Annotated in this window: 12 protein-coding genes; 2 read left to right on the forward strand and 10 right to left on the reverse strand. The window is 35.1% G+C overall.

The genetic code is table 11. The annotated features are described in order from the left end of the window. Positions 1-423: 423 nt before the first annotated feature. From CWB72_RS14085 to CWB72_RS14095, 3 genes are all read right to left on the reverse strand, one after another. Positions 424-1623, reverse strand: a complete 1200-nt coding sequence (locus tag CWB72_RS14085; RefSeq protein WP_171037310.1) for a serine hydrolase domain-containing protein — start codon at positions 1621-1623, stop codon at positions 424-426. A 76-nt stretch (positions 1624-1699) separates the two neighbouring features. Continuing rightward, the gene (locus tag CWB72_RS14090; protein ID WP_138632535.1) at positions 1700-1975 is read right to left on the reverse strand and encodes a putative quinol monooxygenase; all 276 of its coding nucleotides are present in this window, start codon (positions 1973-1975) and stop codon (positions 1700-1702) included. 390 nt (positions 1976-2365) lie between these two features. Beyond that, on the reverse strand, positions 2366-2914 hold the full coding sequence (locus CWB72_RS14095) for a hypothetical protein (RefSeq protein WP_138632538.1): 549 nt from the start codon (positions 2912-2914) through the stop codon (positions 2366-2368). Positions 2915-4514: 1600 nt separating this feature from the next. On the opposite strand from CWB72_RS14095, the gene rlmF reads away from it, so the two are divergent. Then, entirely contained in the window at positions 4515-5408 is an 894-nt protein-coding gene (gene rlmF / locus CWB72_RS14100; protein WP_138569086.1) for a 23S rRNA (adenine(1618)-N(6))-methyltransferase RlmF, read from the forward strand. An 11-nt stretch (positions 5409-5419) separates the two neighbouring features. Here rlmF and CWB72_RS14105 read toward each other — a convergent pair whose 3' ends face one another. Together CWB72_RS14105 and CWB72_RS14110 are read right to left on the reverse strand one after the other, a co-directional pair. Then, positions 5420-6001 carry a thymidine kinase gene (locus CWB72_RS14105; protein ID WP_130256253.1) on the reverse strand — a complete coding sequence of 194 codons (582 nt, stop codon included), beginning with the start codon at positions 5999-6001 and terminating at the stop codon, positions 5420-5422. 99 nt (positions 6002-6100) lie between these two features. Beyond that, positions 6101-6295, reverse strand: a complete 195-nt coding sequence (locus CWB72_RS14110; protein ID WP_130256254.1) for a (2Fe-2S)-binding protein — start codon at positions 6293-6295, stop codon at positions 6101-6103. A 261-nt stretch (positions 6296-6556) separates the two neighbouring features. On the opposite strand from CWB72_RS14110, the gene CWB72_RS14115 reads away from it, so the two are divergent. After that, positions 6557-11053 (forward strand): EAL domain-containing protein, encoded by a 4497-nt coding sequence (locus CWB72_RS14115; RefSeq protein WP_138632541.1) that lies wholly within the window; start codon positions 6557-6559, stop codon positions 11051-11053. A 96-nt stretch (positions 11054-11149) separates the two neighbouring features. On the opposite strand, the gene CWB72_RS14120 is transcribed toward CWB72_RS14115, so the two are convergent. The 5 genes from CWB72_RS14120 to CWB72_RS14140 form a co-directional block, all read right to left on the reverse strand. Beyond that, the gene (locus CWB72_RS14120) at positions 11150-13903 is read right to left on the reverse strand and encodes a hybrid sensor histidine kinase/response regulator (protein ID WP_138632544.1); all 2754 of its coding nucleotides are present in this window, start codon (positions 13901-13903) and stop codon (positions 11150-11152) included. Positions 13904-13974: 71 nt separating this feature from the next. Then, entirely contained in the window at positions 13975-14865 is an 891-nt protein-coding gene (locus CWB72_RS14125) for a cation diffusion facilitator family transporter (RefSeq protein WP_138632547.1), read from the reverse strand. Between the two features lie 19 nt (positions 14866-14884). Continuing rightward, positions 14885-16261, reverse strand: a complete 1377-nt coding sequence (locus CWB72_RS14130; RefSeq protein WP_138632549.1) for a nuclease-related domain-containing protein — start codon at positions 16259-16261, stop codon at positions 14885-14887. An 88-nt stretch (positions 16262-16349) separates the two neighbouring features. Further along, positions 16350-17339, reverse strand: a complete 990-nt coding sequence (locus CWB72_RS14135; RefSeq protein WP_138632552.1) for a WD40 repeat domain-containing protein — start codon at positions 17337-17339, stop codon at positions 16350-16352. A 10-nt stretch (positions 17340-17349) separates the two neighbouring features. Beyond that, positions 17350-18339 carry a WD40 repeat domain-containing protein gene (locus tag CWB72_RS14140; protein WP_138632555.1) on the reverse strand — a complete coding sequence of 330 codons (990 nt, stop codon included), beginning with the start codon at positions 18337-18339 and terminating at the stop codon, positions 17350-17352. Between the last annotated feature and the right edge of the window lie 438 nt (positions 18340-18777).

The raw sequence follows: 18777 nt of genomic DNA on the forward strand, positions 1-18777 counted from the left end.
CCAACGGTATAGCATGATGGGATGTATGCAAAGCGCTTCTGCTACATCTTTTGCTCGAATGTTATCTATTTTGCTCAATGCAACAGCAGTTGCTTTAAACTCATCAGTGTAAAAATTGTAGTGTTTTCTTCGTGCCATCTGACACCTCCATAGTTATATGAAGATGTGTGCATTAGCGGATCAAGTTCCGGATCAAGTTCCTTCAGTTAATAATCTTTAAGAGAATCCTCTAAAGAATCACTGCTCGATCGTCTCAAATTCGCTCATTACTGCCGGATACATAATGAAATTCAGAGGGTTACTTCCGCTTTGTGCCATCAACTGTCATTCGTAAAGCCTCGCTTAACCGGTGCAAAATAGCAGACTTAATAAGCGACGAAGGAGCGCAAGCCTGCTGTTTTGCGTCCCTTGGTAAAACGTTTGTTATATGCCCGTATTAACCTTTAAAAAGGAGTCTAACACCTCAAAAGTAAAGTTTTGAAATGCTTCTTCACACTTGTTGTTTACACCGCAATTCGCAAAGGCTGTAATACTGACATCTCCTTCTGGGATGTAAATATTTTGCGTAAAATAGCCAAATTCAGTGCCTCCATGATGGTAGAATTTTCTACCATTAATTTCTTCAACCCAAATACCAAGCCCGTAATAGAGATCTGATGCACGATAAAAACGTGGCCCCCACGATTCAATTAAGTGCTCTTCGCCAATCATTTGGGTTCTCACACTTTCACTGACCACGTTGTTTTTGCGTACGATGGCTCTTAGAAGTCTCGCCATATCATTAACATCAGATGCTAAAGGAGCGTCAGATGTGGCTGTTGTTCCAATAATATCTTTTGTATCAATCCACACATTTAACGGGGTTGGGAAAAAAGGATCTTCATCATTGATAAAAAAGCCCGACGCCAGCTCTGCTTGGTGTTTTTCAACCCCTTTAGAGTAGCTAGAAGTCATTTTTAATGGTTCAAGAATCCTGTTTCTGATCGCCTTTGATGGGTGTTCTTTTAAAACGCGTTCTAAAATGACTCCGGCCAATGCATACCCCGTATTTGAGTACGAATGCCCTTTCCCTGGTTCAAAGTCTGCAGGTTGGTTGAACGCGAAGCCTAATGGAAACATGTCCGTTGTCACTTTATCCCGCTGATCATATTGCGCTTTGAAAAACGCATACTCATCAATATCGTTATATTCAATAATACCGCTTGTGTGATTTAACAAGTGCCTTAAGGTCATTTTATACGAATATTGAATTTGACTAAGTAATTCTTTATCAAGATATTTACTTATCGGTGCATCAAGGTCAACGATCCCTTCATCGGCCAACAAAGCGATCAGTAGCGCGGTTAATTTTTTCCCAGCACTGCCATTTGGCATCACAACATCCGTTGACATAGGCTGCTTTTTTTCCAAGTCTTTAAAGCCTGCACTACCTATGAACTTGCCGTGTTTTGTTTCGACTAAAAGTACCGCTCCAGGGATGTGTTTAGATATAAGGTTATCAAGCATAAGCTGGTATTGATCACGGAAGTTAACGCTCTGATTTAGCTGTTCATTCGCAACAGCTAAATCAGGTATTAACATTGAAACGATAAATATCAGCTTTAATAGAGACTTTTCATTCATAAAATTCATCCGTGATTCACTATATTAATTGGCCCAAGCGTTAGCAGTCCCGCTACTTTATTGGCTGGTTATGCGTTTACTCTTGGATTTGATAATGACGCTCAACATTTACAGTCACTTTCCCCCAACGAGATGCTTTGACTCTCTTTTGATGATGTTCAAATGCAGATTTATCTTTAAATTCCTCATAAACATCAAAGCGAAGAGGGTTGTTTGAATTTTCAATGACACTAAACGTTATACAACCTGACTCTTCGAGGGTAAGGCGCTTATGAGTCACCAATTCACTTTTGACAACTTCGAGTTCCGGTTCAGGAACTAAAATAAAACCTTTCAATGTTACTTTTGACATAAATTTCCCTATTAAACATAACAATTAAGTATCGACCTATTGGGTAGTTTTTCTACCGAACCTAAGGTCATTTTAATCATTGTATCAGTTCTATCACCCTAACTAACTTATTGCTACAGATATAATCTTAATGATTATAGAAAGGATAAAACAACAAGATTGGTCGTTTTCTTGACTATGCAAGCAATATACTTTGACAAAATAGAAAAGCAATTTTGAATGGCCGAAGTTCACTCATTGCTGTCGGATACATAATGAAATTCAGGAGGTTACTTCCGCTTTGTGCCAAACACGGTCGTTCAGCACCTTAGTCTCTTGTATTATTTATCGACACACAATGAATTTTGAAGGCTACTGTAAGGTTACCTTATCTTCCTGATTATGCTGCTCTTATTCGTTTAATGCCTGAGTGTTTTTAAAACGCATTACAAGTGGTTTAATAGCAAAATGTGCGGTCACAGATACAGTAACAAAGAGAATCACGCCAACAAATGGAATCATCGGACCGGTAAAATAGGCTCCCCCCAAAACATAGCCGACGACGGCCTCAATGCGATATAAGGGTAAAAACAGTGCAATCAGCGCGATGACAAGCAATAAAGATGCTGCAATTGATGAATAGCCCAGACTAAATATGGTCGATTGAGCCAAACTTATCAATAACATGCCGACAAAGCTGCGCGCAGCTACTTTGTAAAAAGCTAAACGACTCTGCTCATCTTTTATCTGTTCACTTCTGTATTCAATATTATAAGCGGTGAGCCACACCAATATGGGTAATATTGCAAGTCCCCACCAATTGGATAAACCGGGCATGTCTTTTTGCGCTAAAAAGTTATGTGTAGCAACACCGCCATTTAAGCTCTCCCAAGTGAGTAGGACGATTTGAAATACGACGACAGCGATCATTAAGTAGTTTCTAACTTTTTTGATGTTCAAAATACAGTTCCTTATCTTATAGAGTCTGAGTATTTTCTTCTATGGCAATAATTAGACCAAAAATAAAAACCATATTTTTCAATTGGCTATGTTTTATTGAATTAAGTTAAGGTATTTTTTCTACTAATTATTAGTGATTTTAATGAATAAGTGGTGGTAATAAACAGTGACAGCTAGATCACCTTAAAAAACTAGGAGTCTTGCATTTTGCATGCTGATGAAGATTATATCAACGGCCGCTTCTCGCTCTTTAGAGGCATTCGCCTAAACACGTTTTGGAACAGAAACAACAGAGAGTCGAAGGTCAGTTCTTCGGCACCATAAGGTTTAACTTTTCGATTCATGGACACAACTCAACGCAAATGCCTATTTGGATAGGTAACACATTTCATATTGATACTAATTATTACGGTAGACCGACTGTAGTAAACCTCAGAAACTTGATTAATGAAAAAGAAAACTCGAAGGTTTAACCATCTCACAACCAAGCCAAATCAGTTAAATAGTCATTTTTTTCAATACCTTGTATTGGTTATGAAAAAGCTATAATGAAAAACCTATAATGAAAAACCTATAATAGGTTTCTCATAATCACTTACAATGTCCAATTTGGTGCTAAATTAATTAAGCCAAATCCACATTAGAGACCCTCACCCTCACTGTAAAATTGCAAAACAAAATCAATAAAACCTAGTGTATCAAACAACCAAAGTTGCATGTGCACAGTTATCGTAGCGCTGATTTATTCACGAAGTAATTAAAGGTTTGGGCATGCGGGCGGCATCTGCTCTAAAGGCAATCTTTCTAATAGCAGCAAAACCAATTCGCGCTGAAAGTATTGATAACTATCTTCGATTTCGAGATTAGCGATTTTGTGAAGGTATGTATCACCAGTATATGCCCTAATCCGTTCAATATGCATTTGTTCAAACACGTAGATTTCATCTGCCCATTTCAGCATCTCTTCAGTACAGAGAGTTGAGCCGGCTTTTTTTACATATTTTTTGCTGAGTCCTGCTGAGCGATAAACGTTTAATTTATCTGCCGCACAAACAGCTCCTCAGCAGTCTTGCTTCGTTGGATATTAGCAGTGCATAGAAAAAGGATATTCATACTGTCCCCTTAACTAGTGAGGAAGTAAAATTTAAAAGTAGCAACCTCGAATGCTCCTTGTAGTAATTCTAGCACCTGTCTATTCATTAAAGTGCTTTAAATAAAAAACAATAGAAACAACTACATATTAAAGAGCCTCTAATTAATTAACCTTTTCTCTAAATTAGGCCCGCACAAGTATGTTAAAAACTATTGACCTTGGTCAGCAAACAAACGTAGTATGCTCGTCTGCGTAATTTAGTACAACGCCAATTAAAAACACTTTTAAAAGAGCTTGGTTAAAATTATTTAAATAAATCTCAGTTTTAGTGCCAAAGTGAGTAAAAAATCTCAAGTTGAGTGGCAAAATTAAGAAGTGACAATTTTTTAAGTCACTGAGAAGAGATAAGATAGTCTGCCTGAGATTCTCAAGTTAAGTGGCAGTCACCATTTAACACCTTAATATATGAAGGTATAATTATATTTCCGTTGTTCATAAGTTAACTACATGCACCCAAGAAATTCCCATCGTCAAGGCTACAATTTTGATCTTTTAACAAAAGCCAGCCCAGAGTTACTAAACCATTTGATCAAAACGCCTGTAGGTAAAGACAGTATCAACTTTAGTGATGCAGAAGCCGTCAAATGTTTAAATAAAGCGCTTCTAAAACATCACTATAAAATCGAATATTGGGATATTCCGAAGGCCTTTTTATGTCCGCCAGTACCAGGAAGAGCCGACTATATTCATGCATTAGCTGACTTATTAAAACAAGATAATCAAAATAAAATCGTCAATAACGTAAGCGCTTTAGATATTGGAACAGGTGCCAATCTGATCTACCCAATATTAGGTGAAAGCATATATAGCTGGCGTTTCATTGCATCAGATATCAACCCTAAAGCCATTAAAAATGCAGCTTTAATTTGTAAAGAAAACAACTTATCTACCAAAGTATTGCTGCAACCTGATAATACTAAATTCTTTAAAAATATACTTGATGAGAGGATAAAGCTACACATAAGTATGTGTAATCCTCCTTTTCACAATAGTGCTGAATCCGCCAAATCTGCAACTCAAAACAAATGGCATAAATTAGGCAAGAAACCGAATTCGAATCTTAATTTTGGTGGACATTCTCCTGAACTTTGGTGTGAAGGTGGAGAGGTTGGATTCATTAGAAGAATGATTAAAGAAAGTAAAAATTATGGGCAACAATGTGCTTGGTTTACATCACTAGTGTCAAAAAAAGAATCTTTGAGTGCAATTAAATTAGCTTTAAAGAAAGCTAATGCTTTAGAAGTCAAAGTAATTAAAATGGAACAAGGTCAAAAGGTCAGTCGATTTGTCGCTTGGAGTTTTCTTAACAACACCAAACGACAGACATTCTATCAAGTCTAAATTATTGAGTTTTAAATTAACGATAGCGCTTTTTTATAGTGCTCTCTGCATACGGACACATATCTATCATTGCCACCAATTTCGACTTGATCACCGTCATTTATTGCTATGCCGTGTTCATCAGTTCTCAAAACACGGTTAGCTTTGCGACCACAATGACAAATCGTTTTCAATTCGATAAGTTTATCAGCCCAAGCCAACAAATATTGTGCCCCCTCAAATAACTCTCCCTTAAAATCAGTTCTCAGGCCGTAACAAAGAACAGGAATTTTAAGCTGATCAACCACATCAGTTAAGCCATTTACTTGAGATTTACTTAAGAATTGAGACTCGTCTACAAGTAAACAGTCAAGTTGACTCTCTTCATGAAGTCGTTTAACTAACTCATATACATCAGTTTGAGAATCAAAAATATAAGCTTCAGCTTCTAAACCAATCCTAGAAGCGACTTTACCAACACCAGCTCTATTATCTATCGCGGCTGTCAAAATCAGAGGGGTCATCCCCCTTTCTCGATAATTGAATGCAGATTGTAATAACGTCGTTGACTTACCGGCATTCATCGCCGAATAGTAAAAATATAACTGTGCCATAATCAAAGGAGACAAATAAAAAAGTAGCTGAAGTCTACATAAAAGAAATCAGTAATACTATGAAACGAGGAAACTTGGTGAAGAAATGCGTAATTTACTTTATGCAACTTGCTCTGTTACATCGACAATTTCAATTAATTTTTGATTCAGTATTTTCTTTGTGCAATTTGTACATTTACCACATTGAGTACCAACACCTAACTCTTTGCTTAACGATCGCATTGTTACAAAACCCGATTCAATTTTTTGCTCAATTGTTTTGTCTGTTACACCATGGCAGATACAAATATACATGAATAAAACACCTACATTAAAACTATCGATAATTTTATTCTAAACAACAATTATTATCAACAACAAACCACAAAAGTAATGCGAATTATTTTTAATTAAAATTCTTCTACCCCGCATTTTATCTGACCTATTGTTGCAAAAATAATGCTTTAATCTAGCCCTTAACATACACCTGTGCTAAATTTATGATCATAATGTTAACCAGTGTTTTCGACAAAATTCGTAACTTTAAGACCATGTAATTTTGTTTGGTAGAATTTAATGCATTTAAAACCTTACATTTTTTTTGTTTTATCATTTTTATTTTTAAGTTTTTCTTCTTTTCCTTCACAACAAATTCATCGACTTTCTACACAAGAAGGTCTTTCCCAAGCTAATGTCAATAATATAGTTCAAGACAAACTGGGCTATATTTGGATAGCAACTGAGCAAGGTCTAAATCGTTATGACGGCTATGATGTTTCTATTCCAAAACAAATTAGTAATTTTCTTAATGAACAAATTTTCCATATAAAACTTATAGATGACACTAATCTCTTTGTTTCTACCAGCTTTGATGGCAGCTACTTAATCAACACAAGAACACTTGAAAAGAAAAAAATATATTCTGGCCGTTTAAGTGAAAGTGAGAACTTCACCTCACCAATTAATGCTGTGATTAAGATTGATAGTTTTCTATTCGCAGCTATCGACAATCAAATTTATAAAATTAGCTTAGTTACTTTTGAATCTAAACTAATAGGGTCTGTTGATAGTGGTCACCTAGTTAGAACCTTTTTGAAAGTTGGTAACACTCTCTATTTAGGTTCATCTGATGGGCTATATTCTATGTCCATCGAATTAGAAGTGCTGAATAAGCATAATTTTATGAAACTTGGTCTTGAAAACGAGCTCAATCAGAATGTAAAACTATTAAAATATGACGAAGCTCTGGGCCTTATTATTGGCACTGTTGAAGGGCTATATGTAACGCCACTTATAAACTCTGAATTTATTTTTACAGAAACATATACACTAGTAGAATCCCTTAATATTTGGGACCACCAGAACACATCTCAAGGAGAGTTTATTGCAACGGAACATGGACTTTATCAAATAGATCGGGCTTCGCGCTCTGCAACTAACATTTTAGCATTAAATAAAAGCAGCTTTAACACGACTCAGTCTAATATTACTGCTTTGGAGTTGGACCAAAATAATGTGCTTTGGATGGCCACACATAATGGAGCTTATTATTGGTCACTTGATTCTTTAAAGTTTGAAAACTTTCAGTTAAGAGGCTCTGAATTTTTAAATAATACCGTTTGGAGTATTTATCAGCTTGCTGATAACTCGATCCTTTATGGTACTGATAACGGCTTAGTTCACTTGAGTAAACTTGAAGCCAAGCCTGAAGCGAAATTCTATTTTCAATCCCGAAATAAAAAAGACGCCTATGGCAATAATGCTATTTTCGATATTTACCAGTTAGAAAAAAGCTCCAGCATTGTCTATATGAACACTGCACAAGGGTTAAAAACATTCAATTTAAAAACTAAAGAGATTCAATCTCCTATTGTTGTAACTAGCACTATTGAAAATCCTTTTGAGTCATTAAATTATGCCTCCGCGCCATTTGGTAATAACCAAATCGTTTTTATGGGTGAAAGTGATTATTACATCTACAATACTCAGAACAAAACAGTAAAACCAATTGATGGGCTAGCAAAGCAATTAGCAGTGCCAACAGGGTATAGGTTTTTGAAACCTCTTCCGACCTTACCAAATCATTTGTTGATTAGTAGCACATCAGGGCTTTATGCATATGACTTAGAACGTAAAAAACTAACACCTATCTACAAATTTCCTAACCAGGGAGATAAAGTATTTCAGGTTGTAGATGACTGGGAAATAACTGGAGAAAGCCTTTGGTTAACCACTTCTCATCATGGTTTGATCGAATTAAATTTAAGAGACTTTTCTAAACTAAAAACTTTAGGTGAAGCGAATGGTATACCTAACCAAGCTTTGTATGAAGTGATGGCAGACCCTTATGGTTACCTTTGGATCAGTGCTCAATCGGGCTTATTTCGCTATGAAATAAATAGTGAAGTAATAGAGAAATACAGCATAAACAATGGCCTACCAAATAATGAGTTTAATGCAGGCGCAAGTATCAAACTCAATAATCAAGACTTTGTTTTTGGTACTACATCTGGCATAACTTGGTTTGATACTGCAGAATTCATTGAACATCGCAAAGTAATAAATACGACTCTTAGTGTTACTGATATAAGACTCATGTCTGCCGAATTTGATTTTTATCCAGACTATATAAAAAATAACTCACTTACATTAGAACATGATGCTGTTGGACTAGAAATTCAATTCAGTAACTTTGATTTCACTCGTCAACGGGCTTCAAAATTCGTTGCAGAATTATCTGGTTCTGAAAACGTATTATTGGAAAACTTAAATGATGCCAAGCTGTTTTTCCCGAGGCTGTCACCTGGAGATTACGAAATTACCATCAAAGAACTCTCATTAGATGGTGGAACTGTTATTGACAAAGTGTCGCTTCCTGTAAAAGTAAAATACTACTTTTTAAACTCCCCAATCGCATGGCTAATTTATTTTAGTGCTATATCTTCACTATTACTCATATCTTATCGACAAGGTAAAGGCAGACAGGCCACGATACAGAAGGCTCTTTTAGCCGTAACGACATCAAAACAACAAACGGAAATGGCGTTAAAATCAACAAAAAGCGGCACTTGGAAAATTGATATAGCTAGACAATTAATTTTTCAATACAGAAATAAAACGACTTCACGTTTATGTGGTGAACAAAATGAACTTTCTCTTAATGAGTTCATACAACTAGTTCATCCTGAAGATCAACAAAAAGTTGCTTCAAAGTTGACAAATTTAGCCTCGCTAAAAAATGGCAATATTAACCTAACTTATCGATTACAAAATTTAATTGGCGATTGGCTATGGTTTCAAGATATAGGTCAAGTTACCGAACGAGATCAAAATGGTAACCCAATAATTGCTTCTGGTATTTATTCAAACATCACCGAAAGTAAAGCCACTAATTTACAAGCTAATATTTTAGGTCAAGCATTTTCGCAAATCGATGAATGGCTTCTCATTTTAGATACAGATCTTAACCCTATTTCAGTTAACCATAGTTTTTGTGATGCCTTTGAGCTTGAAGAATCGAATGCTTTAACACAGTTATCATTTATCGCTTTTGCAAAAATTCTCGGTCAGAAAAAATTAAGACAGCTAATAAACAAAATTAAAGGCTTGGCTCCCAACCAAAACTTTAAAATGGAGTTAACTGTTGAAACAAAGCACAACCTTGTAAAACCTATTCATGTTAGTGTCAACGCAATTGCCGATAATACAGGTCTGATAGAGCATTACGTGATCGTCATGTCAGATTTAACTGAACAGAAGAAAGCTGAGAATGAACTTAGATACCTTGCAAATTACGATAGCTTAACCAACCTACCAAATAGAAACTTAATGCTGCAGCACATTGAATTTGCCATATTTAATTCTCAAAATAGTAATACTGCTTGTGCGTTACTTTTCATAGATTTAGATAAATTTAAGCCTATTAATGATGCCTACGGACACCAAGCAGGCGATAAATTATTGATTAAGATATCGGATAGGATCAATGAGTTATTACCTGAGCATTGTATTTTAGGAAGACAAAGTGGTGATGAGTTCTTAGTGTTAGTTAAAGATATTTCAGATCCTGAAAGTCTCACAGAACTCACCTCTAAACTAATTAAAGCTTTACCAGAAAAAATTGATTTAGATGGAATTTCTGTCAGTGTTTCTGCAAGTGTAGGTGTTGCTTTTTACCCATTTGATGCCAAATCCTCAGAGGAATTAATTCGACATGCAGATATAGCTATGTTTCAAGCTAAGCAATTAGGTAGGAATGGATATAAATACTTTACTACCTCAATGATTGAACAATATAACCGTAAAATGTTGTTAGAAACAGCGTTGAAAACAGCTTACAAAGACAGTTCTTTCTTTAATCATTACCAACCTATCATTAATACTTCAAGTGGTAAGATGATTGGAGTAGAGCTCCTTCTAAGGTGGAAACATAACAATGAAAATGTTTCACCAGCAGACTTTATACCTATAGCAGAAGAAACAGGTCTAATTGAACTGATGACTGAGCAAGCTTTACAGCGTGCATTAGTTGAACTAAAACCACTGTTTGATAAAAATTCACAGTTTTATCTGTCTTTAAACTTGTCACCTGTGCATATTATTAGAGAAGAAACGGCTGAGAATTTATGCAGCATTCTTTCTTCTTATCAGCTAGCGACTACAAAGTTAAGATTAGAGATAACAGAGACATCTCTGATGGAAGATAAGGAAAAAGCAAAATCATCTTTGCATAAATTAAAGCAGGCTGGTTTTAAATTATTGCTTGATGACTTTGGTACCGGTTACTCCTCATTGACTTATTTGAATCAATTCCCCATTGATATAATTAAAATTGACCAATCTTTTGTCAGAAAAATGGACGAGCAGCATACTAATAAGTCTATTGTGAAAACTATTCACTCACTAGCTAATAACCTTAATATGTTTTGTATCGCCGAAGGCGTTGAAACTCAAAAGCAACTTAATTTTTTAACCGAACTTGGTTGCCATTATATGCAAGGCTATTACTTCTCAAAGCCTTTACCCATAGATGACCTTCTATTAAAAGAGAGAGAAACAACAAATTGGCGGTGATTCACTGCTGCTATCAATTAAGTTGTCACTGTTCCGATTGGAGTGGAAAGATTTCATAGCTAAATTAAGGTGCGTTTATCTTTAAATATTACAATATTAAGTGCTTAAGTATTTTGATATTGCAGTATTTAATAAGTTTAGCTCAATAGGTTTTGCTACAAAGTCATTCATGCCTGCACGTAAACACTTCTGTTTATCTTCTTTATATGCGTTAGCTGTAATAGCTATGATGTAAGGTTCGCCATACGCCTCTTTATTTGTCCTGATACGTTTAGTGCAATCAAAGCCATCAAGAACCGGCATCTGGCAATCCATAAATATTAGCGAGTAATATTTTTTTTCTAACTTTGTCAAAGCCTCTTCGCCATTCGCTGCAGTATAAACTTGGCAGTTGAACTTTGATAACATCTTTGTTGCTACTAATTGATTGACTAAGTTATCTTCAACAAGAAGTACTTCTAAACCATTTAAATCGGCTACTTTTTGCGGTTCAGATTCAGCTCTATTAACAGCTGAAATGTTTGCCGGGATGATAACTTCAAAACGACTCCCTTTATTTACTTCACTTTCAATAGTAATCGTGCCATTCATCTTTTCTGTTAACTTTTTACAAATTGTTAAGCCAAGCCCTGTCCCGCCATATTTTCTTGTTGTAGAAACATCAGCTTGAGTAAACTCATTAAATAATGAAGCCTGTTTCGTTTTTGAAACCCCAATACCTGTATCTTCAACTAAGATAATTAATTTATCTTCAGAGTACTTAAGTTCAAGTATTACCTCGCCTTGGTCTGTAAACTTTATGGCATTGCTTAATAAATTATTGATAATTTGAGTTAACCTTAAAGGGTCTAACTCCAAATATGCGGGGATAGTTTCAGAAAAGTCGTACTCAAACTTAACGTTATTTTTCAATCTACCTTTATGATAAATCGCAGCTAATTCATCAAAAAGTTTCTTTGTATTTACTGGATGTATATCGAGAGTTAGCGCACCAGCTTCAATTTTAGAATAATCTAAAATATCATTTAAGATAAGTAACAAGTTATTCGCTGAAGATTGTATAACTGTTAACTGCTTTAAATTCTCTTCGCATTGATTACTATCGTTTATCAGCAAATCAGTCAGGCCAATAATCCCATTTAATGGCGTACGGATTTCATGACTCATATTCGCCAAAAATTGACTCTTTGCGCGACTTGCATTGTTGGCTTGAGCAACTGCAAATGTTAACTTTTTAGTTTTTTCATTTACCAAAGCTTCAAGTTCTAAATTGAACTCTTTCAAACGCCGATTTAATTGTTGGTTTTCATTGTTTGCTGTATTTAGCTCGTTAAAGTTGACCCTCAGCTTTTCACTTAATTGAGCAAATTGTGATTGTAAAGTGACAAGCTCAAAGAAGTCACTCTCTTTAGCTTTTACGACATGTAAAGGCCTCGATGGGTCAAATTGATGTATTTCATTACTCAAATTCGAGATTGGCTGTACTAATTGACGAGTAAGAAAACGAATAAGTACTCGGCATACAACTATAATAATTAAAGTTAAAATTAAGGGTGTGATGAGAGAGTTAATTGTCGTTAAATTCACGTGTGAACGATCTAAAAAAGTAACAACTGTCCAGCCAGACTTTCCTGCAACAAATGTCTCTTTGTAAAAAACGTCTCCCTGACTATCAGAATATGTCTGCTGTGTACTGTCAATTAATTGCTGATATATATCACTATCAAGTACAGACAGGGTTTCGAAATCTCGAGTTAAAGAGCCATAAACAACTTGTTTTTGAGCATCTAATATCAACAATTCACCTTGATGAGAAAGTAAGCGAGGAATAAATTGCTCGAAAGACTCAAAGCGTAATGAAGCTTCTAAAACACCCAGCAATGATTCAAACTCATATATTGGGGCTGATAACCCAATTATAGGCTCTTCACCAAAACCTCGTCCCCTAAAAACACTTGAAATATAACCGTTTGGGTGATTTGGTGCTTCAATAAAATACTCTCTATCGGACACGTTGGGTATATCGCCAACAAAGCTATCACCTAAGAGTTGCGGGTAGAAGTTTAACACTTCACCTTCAGGTGAAATAAAAATACTTGTTATAAAACCATCATGAACTTCTACAAGCTGCTCAAGTACTAAATTGATATTAGCCCCCTGAGAAATACTTCCACCAGTTATGAGCACTGCTCTTAAATAACTTTGTAGGTAATCATCAATTTGCTTGTTTATATTTTGTGCAGTATCTGACAGCTTAGATTTAACTTCAGACTCAACCCTAGCGTAATGGTTATTAGTTAAGACCACAGAAGTAGTTACAACTATCAGAATAATGAGTAAATTAACCGTTCGGTTTAAAATACTATAGAGAGGCATCGTGTGCCATTTCTCTTTATTCCAAAATAAGCTAAACAAATCGACGATGGCTAAGCAAATGATCGCATTAATCAAATATTTTGTTAGTGCAGTGAATACAACCAAGTTTGGGAGTTCTAGTTGTATGTGGCCGAGGAAATATAAAAGAGGGAGACCACAAATCAACCAAAATAGCATACCTCTAAAGAAAACCATTTTATTTCTAGAGATAGCTACATATTTTAACCATAAAATTTCTAACAAAAAGACCAATGTTGGCCACGAATGTTGCCAACGAAAATAGATGAAGATACTTACAATTGCTAAAACTATTAAACTGTGCCTAAAGCCATAGGTTATCAAGGCACCTAAAACAAATATTTGTCCTAGGAGAAACTCTGAATTATCTAAAAACCAAAAGGGTAAAAGATTAGTCGTTCCACCTATAATGCCAAGAAAAATGCAAATTAAGTAAGCTAGTAGTTTTTTATTCAATGTATATCAACGAATCCACTCTTTATATCTTTAAACTAAAATAAAACGCTTAGCATGCCAAGTCTATATTCTTAATGTTCAGGGCATTGATGACTCTCAATTTGCAAAACACATTGAGAAATACCAAATGTGCTACTGAGTACACTTTCAACTTGCTCTCTACAAGACTGATCGTGTGAATCAATAGTACAGTGATGTTTCAAAACAATATGCGCGCCGACTGCAACTTGAGTATCAATTTTAGAAACGGTAATACTATGCACACTTTCAACATGATCAGTAGAAAGTATTTTAGTTTCAATATCTTCAGAAGATGGTAAGTTTGCTTCTTTTGCAAAGAGCCCTAACAAACAAACTCTAACTACTTTAATGCCTGTGAACAGCACAAAGATAGAAATAAGCATACTTGAAAAAATATCAATGATTTGATAGCCCGTTAAATAAATTAAAATACTGGCTATAAAAGTAGAAACCGTTGAAAGAAGATCGAAAAAAGAATGAAGAAAAACGGCATATACATTGATACTTTCTTTTCTACCTTTGTATAAAACCCAAGCTGATAGGCCATGAAATAAAAAACCTAATGCTGCAATTACAGACATTAGATACGCATTAACAGCAGCAGCTTCTCCAGCGTGGTGATGGCTTAGACGCTCACTCCCTTCATAAAGAATCACTATTGAGATTGTTAAATAAAGTAGACCATTTATAAGCCCACCTGTAAATTCTGCTTTTTTATACCCATCACTATAGTTCTTAGCTAGATGTACAGCTACAGAAGAGGCAATTAATGCAATAAATAGAGAACTATTATGAACAAAAAGGTGTCCCGCATCAGCTAAAACAGCAAGTGAATTTGAATAATATGCACCTGCTAATTGAATCAACATGAAGGTGCAAGTTATTGATAAAGCAATTAAAAGACGTCTTCTAGAAGCGCGGTGAGTGGTAATGTCCGTCATTTAAGAAACGAGTACCTAACTAAAAAGGAATGATATACAGTCTCAATTGTAACTTAAAATCCCTTGATTGTGCATAAAAAAATGGATTTGAATAAGAGGAAGTTAGCCCCCCCCACTCAGAGTCCATTTTTTGTTTACTACCTATCTTACCCATTAGCTCTTTAAAGGGGTTACTTGGTTTGTACTCGCTTAATAACAGTACAAAATGTGATATTTGTTCCGGCGTAAACACCTTTTCTTCAAAATGTTGAATCTTTGCTAATAACTGCCCTGTTTGTAGTACATCTTTGGGCATATTAGTCCTAAAGTCTACTTCTTGATCAAAAACAATAATACCTTGAACATTATCATCTATACCCAACAGCTGTTTAACTCCAGCTATTTTAATAGGTAACTGTCGACTTGGACTTGGAAAATTGTTTCGCTTTTTACCAACTTGTTCTGTCCAAACTTCCGAAGTAGTATCAGCATAAACCCGACCAGTTTGAGGCTGACAGATGATGATGAATATACCGAAAGGTGAAAGTATTAACTCATCAATATCAGCCATTCCACCAGAAATTGGCAAGCTAATCCTACTGTACAAACTATATTCATTGACAGACAAATGTTTCATTAAATATTTATTAACAGCTACATAGCTAAAGTGCTTTGTAAATAACCGTTTTAATGAAGGCAGCGCAAGCTTGATGACAACTAGAATGATTAAAAGAATAATCAACGCCAATAAGTAATCTTCTATATACACAAATAATGTATCGAGGCCTGTGGTTTTCGTTTTTACAGCCAAGTCTGTATTTTCATTAGTTGTTGAGAGCGTAGATGGTCTTTTCTGATTTATAGACTCATTAGAAACAAAATTAGCTTCCTCACTTTGCTCATTATTAGTCTCTTCTTGAATCTTACTATTTGCCTCTTCAAGATTTGTATTATCTAATTCAGCTACTTTTTGATTATTTTGTTCCCATTGCTGATCAAAAATCTCTTTAAACCTTTCAAGCTCATTTTTACATCTTAACTTGTTCACTGAACTCAATGATTCAGTTAAACAATAGCTAGGGGGAGTATAGAAAGATTCCCAATCTGCCTGCTTAGACTCATCTGAATATAGAACTATAGCTTTACTGTTTTTTTGACTTTCTGGCGTATCCTCAGATTGTTGAGGAGTTGCTGTATATTCAGTATGTTGACAAAAAGCTTCTAACCTATCTTGCAAACGACCATAGCGATTACCTAATGACTTTAAGGCTTCCCCTGAACTGTCATTCATTTTTTTTGAAATTAGCTGGTATTCGTTATAAAAGCGAGCACACTGAGATTCAGACAAAGAGGATTGAAATCCAATAGCAAAAGATGAGCAAATAAACGACCATAATAAAAAAGCTCTAATTAACATTTCGTGCCCTGTTCCATTTGAATAACGATGAAAATTTATTAAAACAAGCTCAAAAATCTAATATAGGTTTAATAACAAAAATCAAAAGTTAACTTTCTGAAAGAAGCCACTTTTGAAATACACCTTCACTGGTTATAGTAAAAATTTGCCTACCGTTTACTTGTATATCAAGCGTTGTACTACCTAAAGAAAGTGCTTTCGTAGACCATGTTAATACTTCACCACCTGTATTAACATGCCACATTGAAATATCTGTTTTTGGTGTTGTCGTGTATAAATATGGCATATCTTTTAGGAATATGCTCTCCCTAAACCATCTAAATCTTGCAGAATATTCCAACTTTGAAATCAATTCACCGCTATCAAAATTATAAATTTCCTGGTTTTTAAGAACATCAGACACAAAAAAGCGAGAATTAATTTCATCATATGATAAGTTACTCAAACGATTTTTATATTTTTTTTCAAACTGTTCTTCTAAATTAGTCACAGCTCGTTTCGACACTTTTCCATCTAAACCGCCTGTTAAAATATAACGGTCAGAGCGATCGAATATGATATGACTAACACTACTACTATGTATTTGATGCTTAATCGAGGTGTTACTGCTGCGATTGTAAATAAATACCGTTCCATCAGTCATACCAACCGCAATCATACCGCCATGTTTTGAAACAGCTAGCGTCGAAATTCGTGCTAAAGGCTCTTCACTAAACACTTGGAGTTGCCCAAGTTTTTTCTTTTTGTCTGTTTGCCAAAAATCTAGACGGTTTTCACCAGCTATCAATAATAAATTAGCCTCTTTTTTATAATTAAAAGCTCTTATACTGGTTGGGGTTTGATTTGCAGAAAGAGAAAATACCTGTTGAAAGTCAGTTAAGTCCCAAATGTTTATATCACTTTTTTCGTCAATTAAGGCTACTTGAGAAGTATCATCCGAAAATTGCGCTAAATAAATTAACTTATCTGAGAGCTTATTGACGACCTCTTCTTTTATTTGAAAGTTAGAGTCTTTAGAACAACCAAACATTATCACTAAACAAAACAACACAAAGAGTTTATAGTGCTTTCTAATCATATTTGGTTCCTTAAAGCGTATTTAGCTGAGTTAAATCCCACTTTTCTATCATTGCATCAGAATTAATTGTAAACAACTCACCTCTGTCATTGCTGTACATAGATAGAACCGTCGCTGTTGATGTATCTATTTGACTCTGCCAAGTTCCCAACTCTTCCCCTGTTGTGGTATCCCAAATAGAAATATGGTTTTTCGATGAAGAAGTTACTAAAAGATTTGAATGTTCAACAAAATGCCCTTGCCTAAAGACCATAAACCTAGCCATATATTGTAACTGTATACTTTTACCAGGCTGTCCAGATAAAGACTTTACCAGTTGAGATTTCAATGCATCAGAGACAAATAATCGCTGTGATTCAACATCAACAACTAAAGAAGTAATTCTGTGAGGAAACTCTTCTTCAAGAATAGGTTCTGGAGAGGCAAAGATCCTTTTAGCAAACTTTCCATCTTGTGAAGCAGATAAATAATTTTCATTAGTTATAAATTTGAGATGCGTTACAGGTCTAGTGTGTGGTTTAAAGCGGTTGTTAAGACGCGTAGATATTGTCGCCATATTTATAGTGCCATCTGACATGCCAACTAACAATTTGTCATTATCAGGAGAAATTGAAACGGCAGAAATAGTGGCAAATGATTGCACACCGAAAAACTGCGTTTGCCCAATTAACACTTTTCCAGAAACAGACCAAATTGCGACGTCACGGTCATTTGCTAAAATGAGTTTACTTCCATCATCTGAAAGAATAGCTAGTTTTGGATCAACTAATTTTTCTTGGACACTAACTTCAAATATCTTTTCGAAATTATTAGCTTTATAAACATGAGCTTGCCCTTTAAAATCCATGATTAGCACAAGACGACCTTGTTTCGAAAACTGTGCCGTTAACAAAGGCTCGTTTGATAAGTCAATTACCTTTCCTTTAGAAAGAGTAAGTTCACCTGAGCAACCGAGCATAAAAATGCAAAACAAAAAAGGGATCAATTTTAGATTGCTCACAGCACACCTCGAAGGAATCAAATCACGACCAAACACAACTAGCAAGTTTAGTGCAAAAATTTAGGTCAAATATTTGTTCCGAATTGTATTCTTAAAAGATAAATAAATATAGGTAGGATTAAAGGGCGTAAAGAAAAAAACCAACCTAATTTGGTTGGTAAAAAAGCTCACGTACTTCCTTGTAACTATTGAGTGGACTTAGTGATTGTTTTAACAATGTACAAACTTCCTCTTTTTCTAATTCTATAAGTAAGTACAACAATAATTGTTTTATCCATAAAACACATAATTACTACTTAGCTGCAAAATCTATGCTTCCTTGCTAATTGTAACTTCCTGTCCATTCCTTGGGATAATTAATCGCACACACCGTCCTTGCGAAGTTGCGAATACCTTAACCATTCCTTGATTAACTTAACCTTTCCTTGATTACCTTAA

The organism is Pseudoalteromonas phenolica (assembly GCF_005886345.1).
In the GTDB taxonomy this organism is placed as follows: Bacteria; Pseudomonadota; Gammaproteobacteria; order Enterobacterales; family Alteromonadaceae; genus Pseudoalteromonas; species Pseudoalteromonas phenolica_A.

Excerpts from the sequence above, each read along its gene's own strand:
- CWB72_RS14085 (WP_171037310.1), bottom strand. The coding sequence starts at position 1,623 with ATGAATGAAAAGTCTCTATTAAAGCTGATATTTATCGTTTCAATGTTA.
- CWB72_RS14090 (WP_138632535.1), bottom strand. The coding sequence starts at position 1,975 with ATGTCAAAAGTAACATTGAAAGGTTTTATTTTAGTTCCTGAACCGGAA.
- rlmF (WP_138569086.1), top strand. The coding sequence starts at position 4,515 with ATGCACCCAAGAAATTCCCATCGTCAAGGCTACAATTTTGATCTTTTA.
- CWB72_RS14105 (WP_130256253.1), bottom strand. The coding sequence starts at position 6,001 with ATGGCACAGTTATATTTTTACTATTCGGCGATGAATGCCGGTAAGTCA.
- CWB72_RS14110 (WP_130256254.1), bottom strand. The coding sequence starts at position 6,295 with ATGTATATTTGTATCTGCCATGGTGTAACAGACAAAACAATTGAGCAA.
- CWB72_RS14115 (WP_138632541.1), top strand. The coding sequence starts at position 6,557 with ATGCATTTAAAACCTTACATTTTTTTTGTTTTATCATTTTTATTTTTA.
- CWB72_RS14125 (WP_138632547.1), bottom strand. The coding sequence starts at position 14,865 with ATGACGGACATTACCACTCACCGCGCTTCTAGAAGACGTCTTTTAATT.
- CWB72_RS14130 (WP_138632549.1), bottom strand. The coding sequence starts at position 16,261 with ATGTTAATTAGAGCTTTTTTATTATGGTCGTTTATTTGCTCATCTTTT.
- CWB72_RS14135 (WP_138632552.1), bottom strand. The coding sequence starts at position 17,339 with ATGATTAGAAAGCACTATAAACTCTTTGTGTTGTTTTGTTTAGTGATA.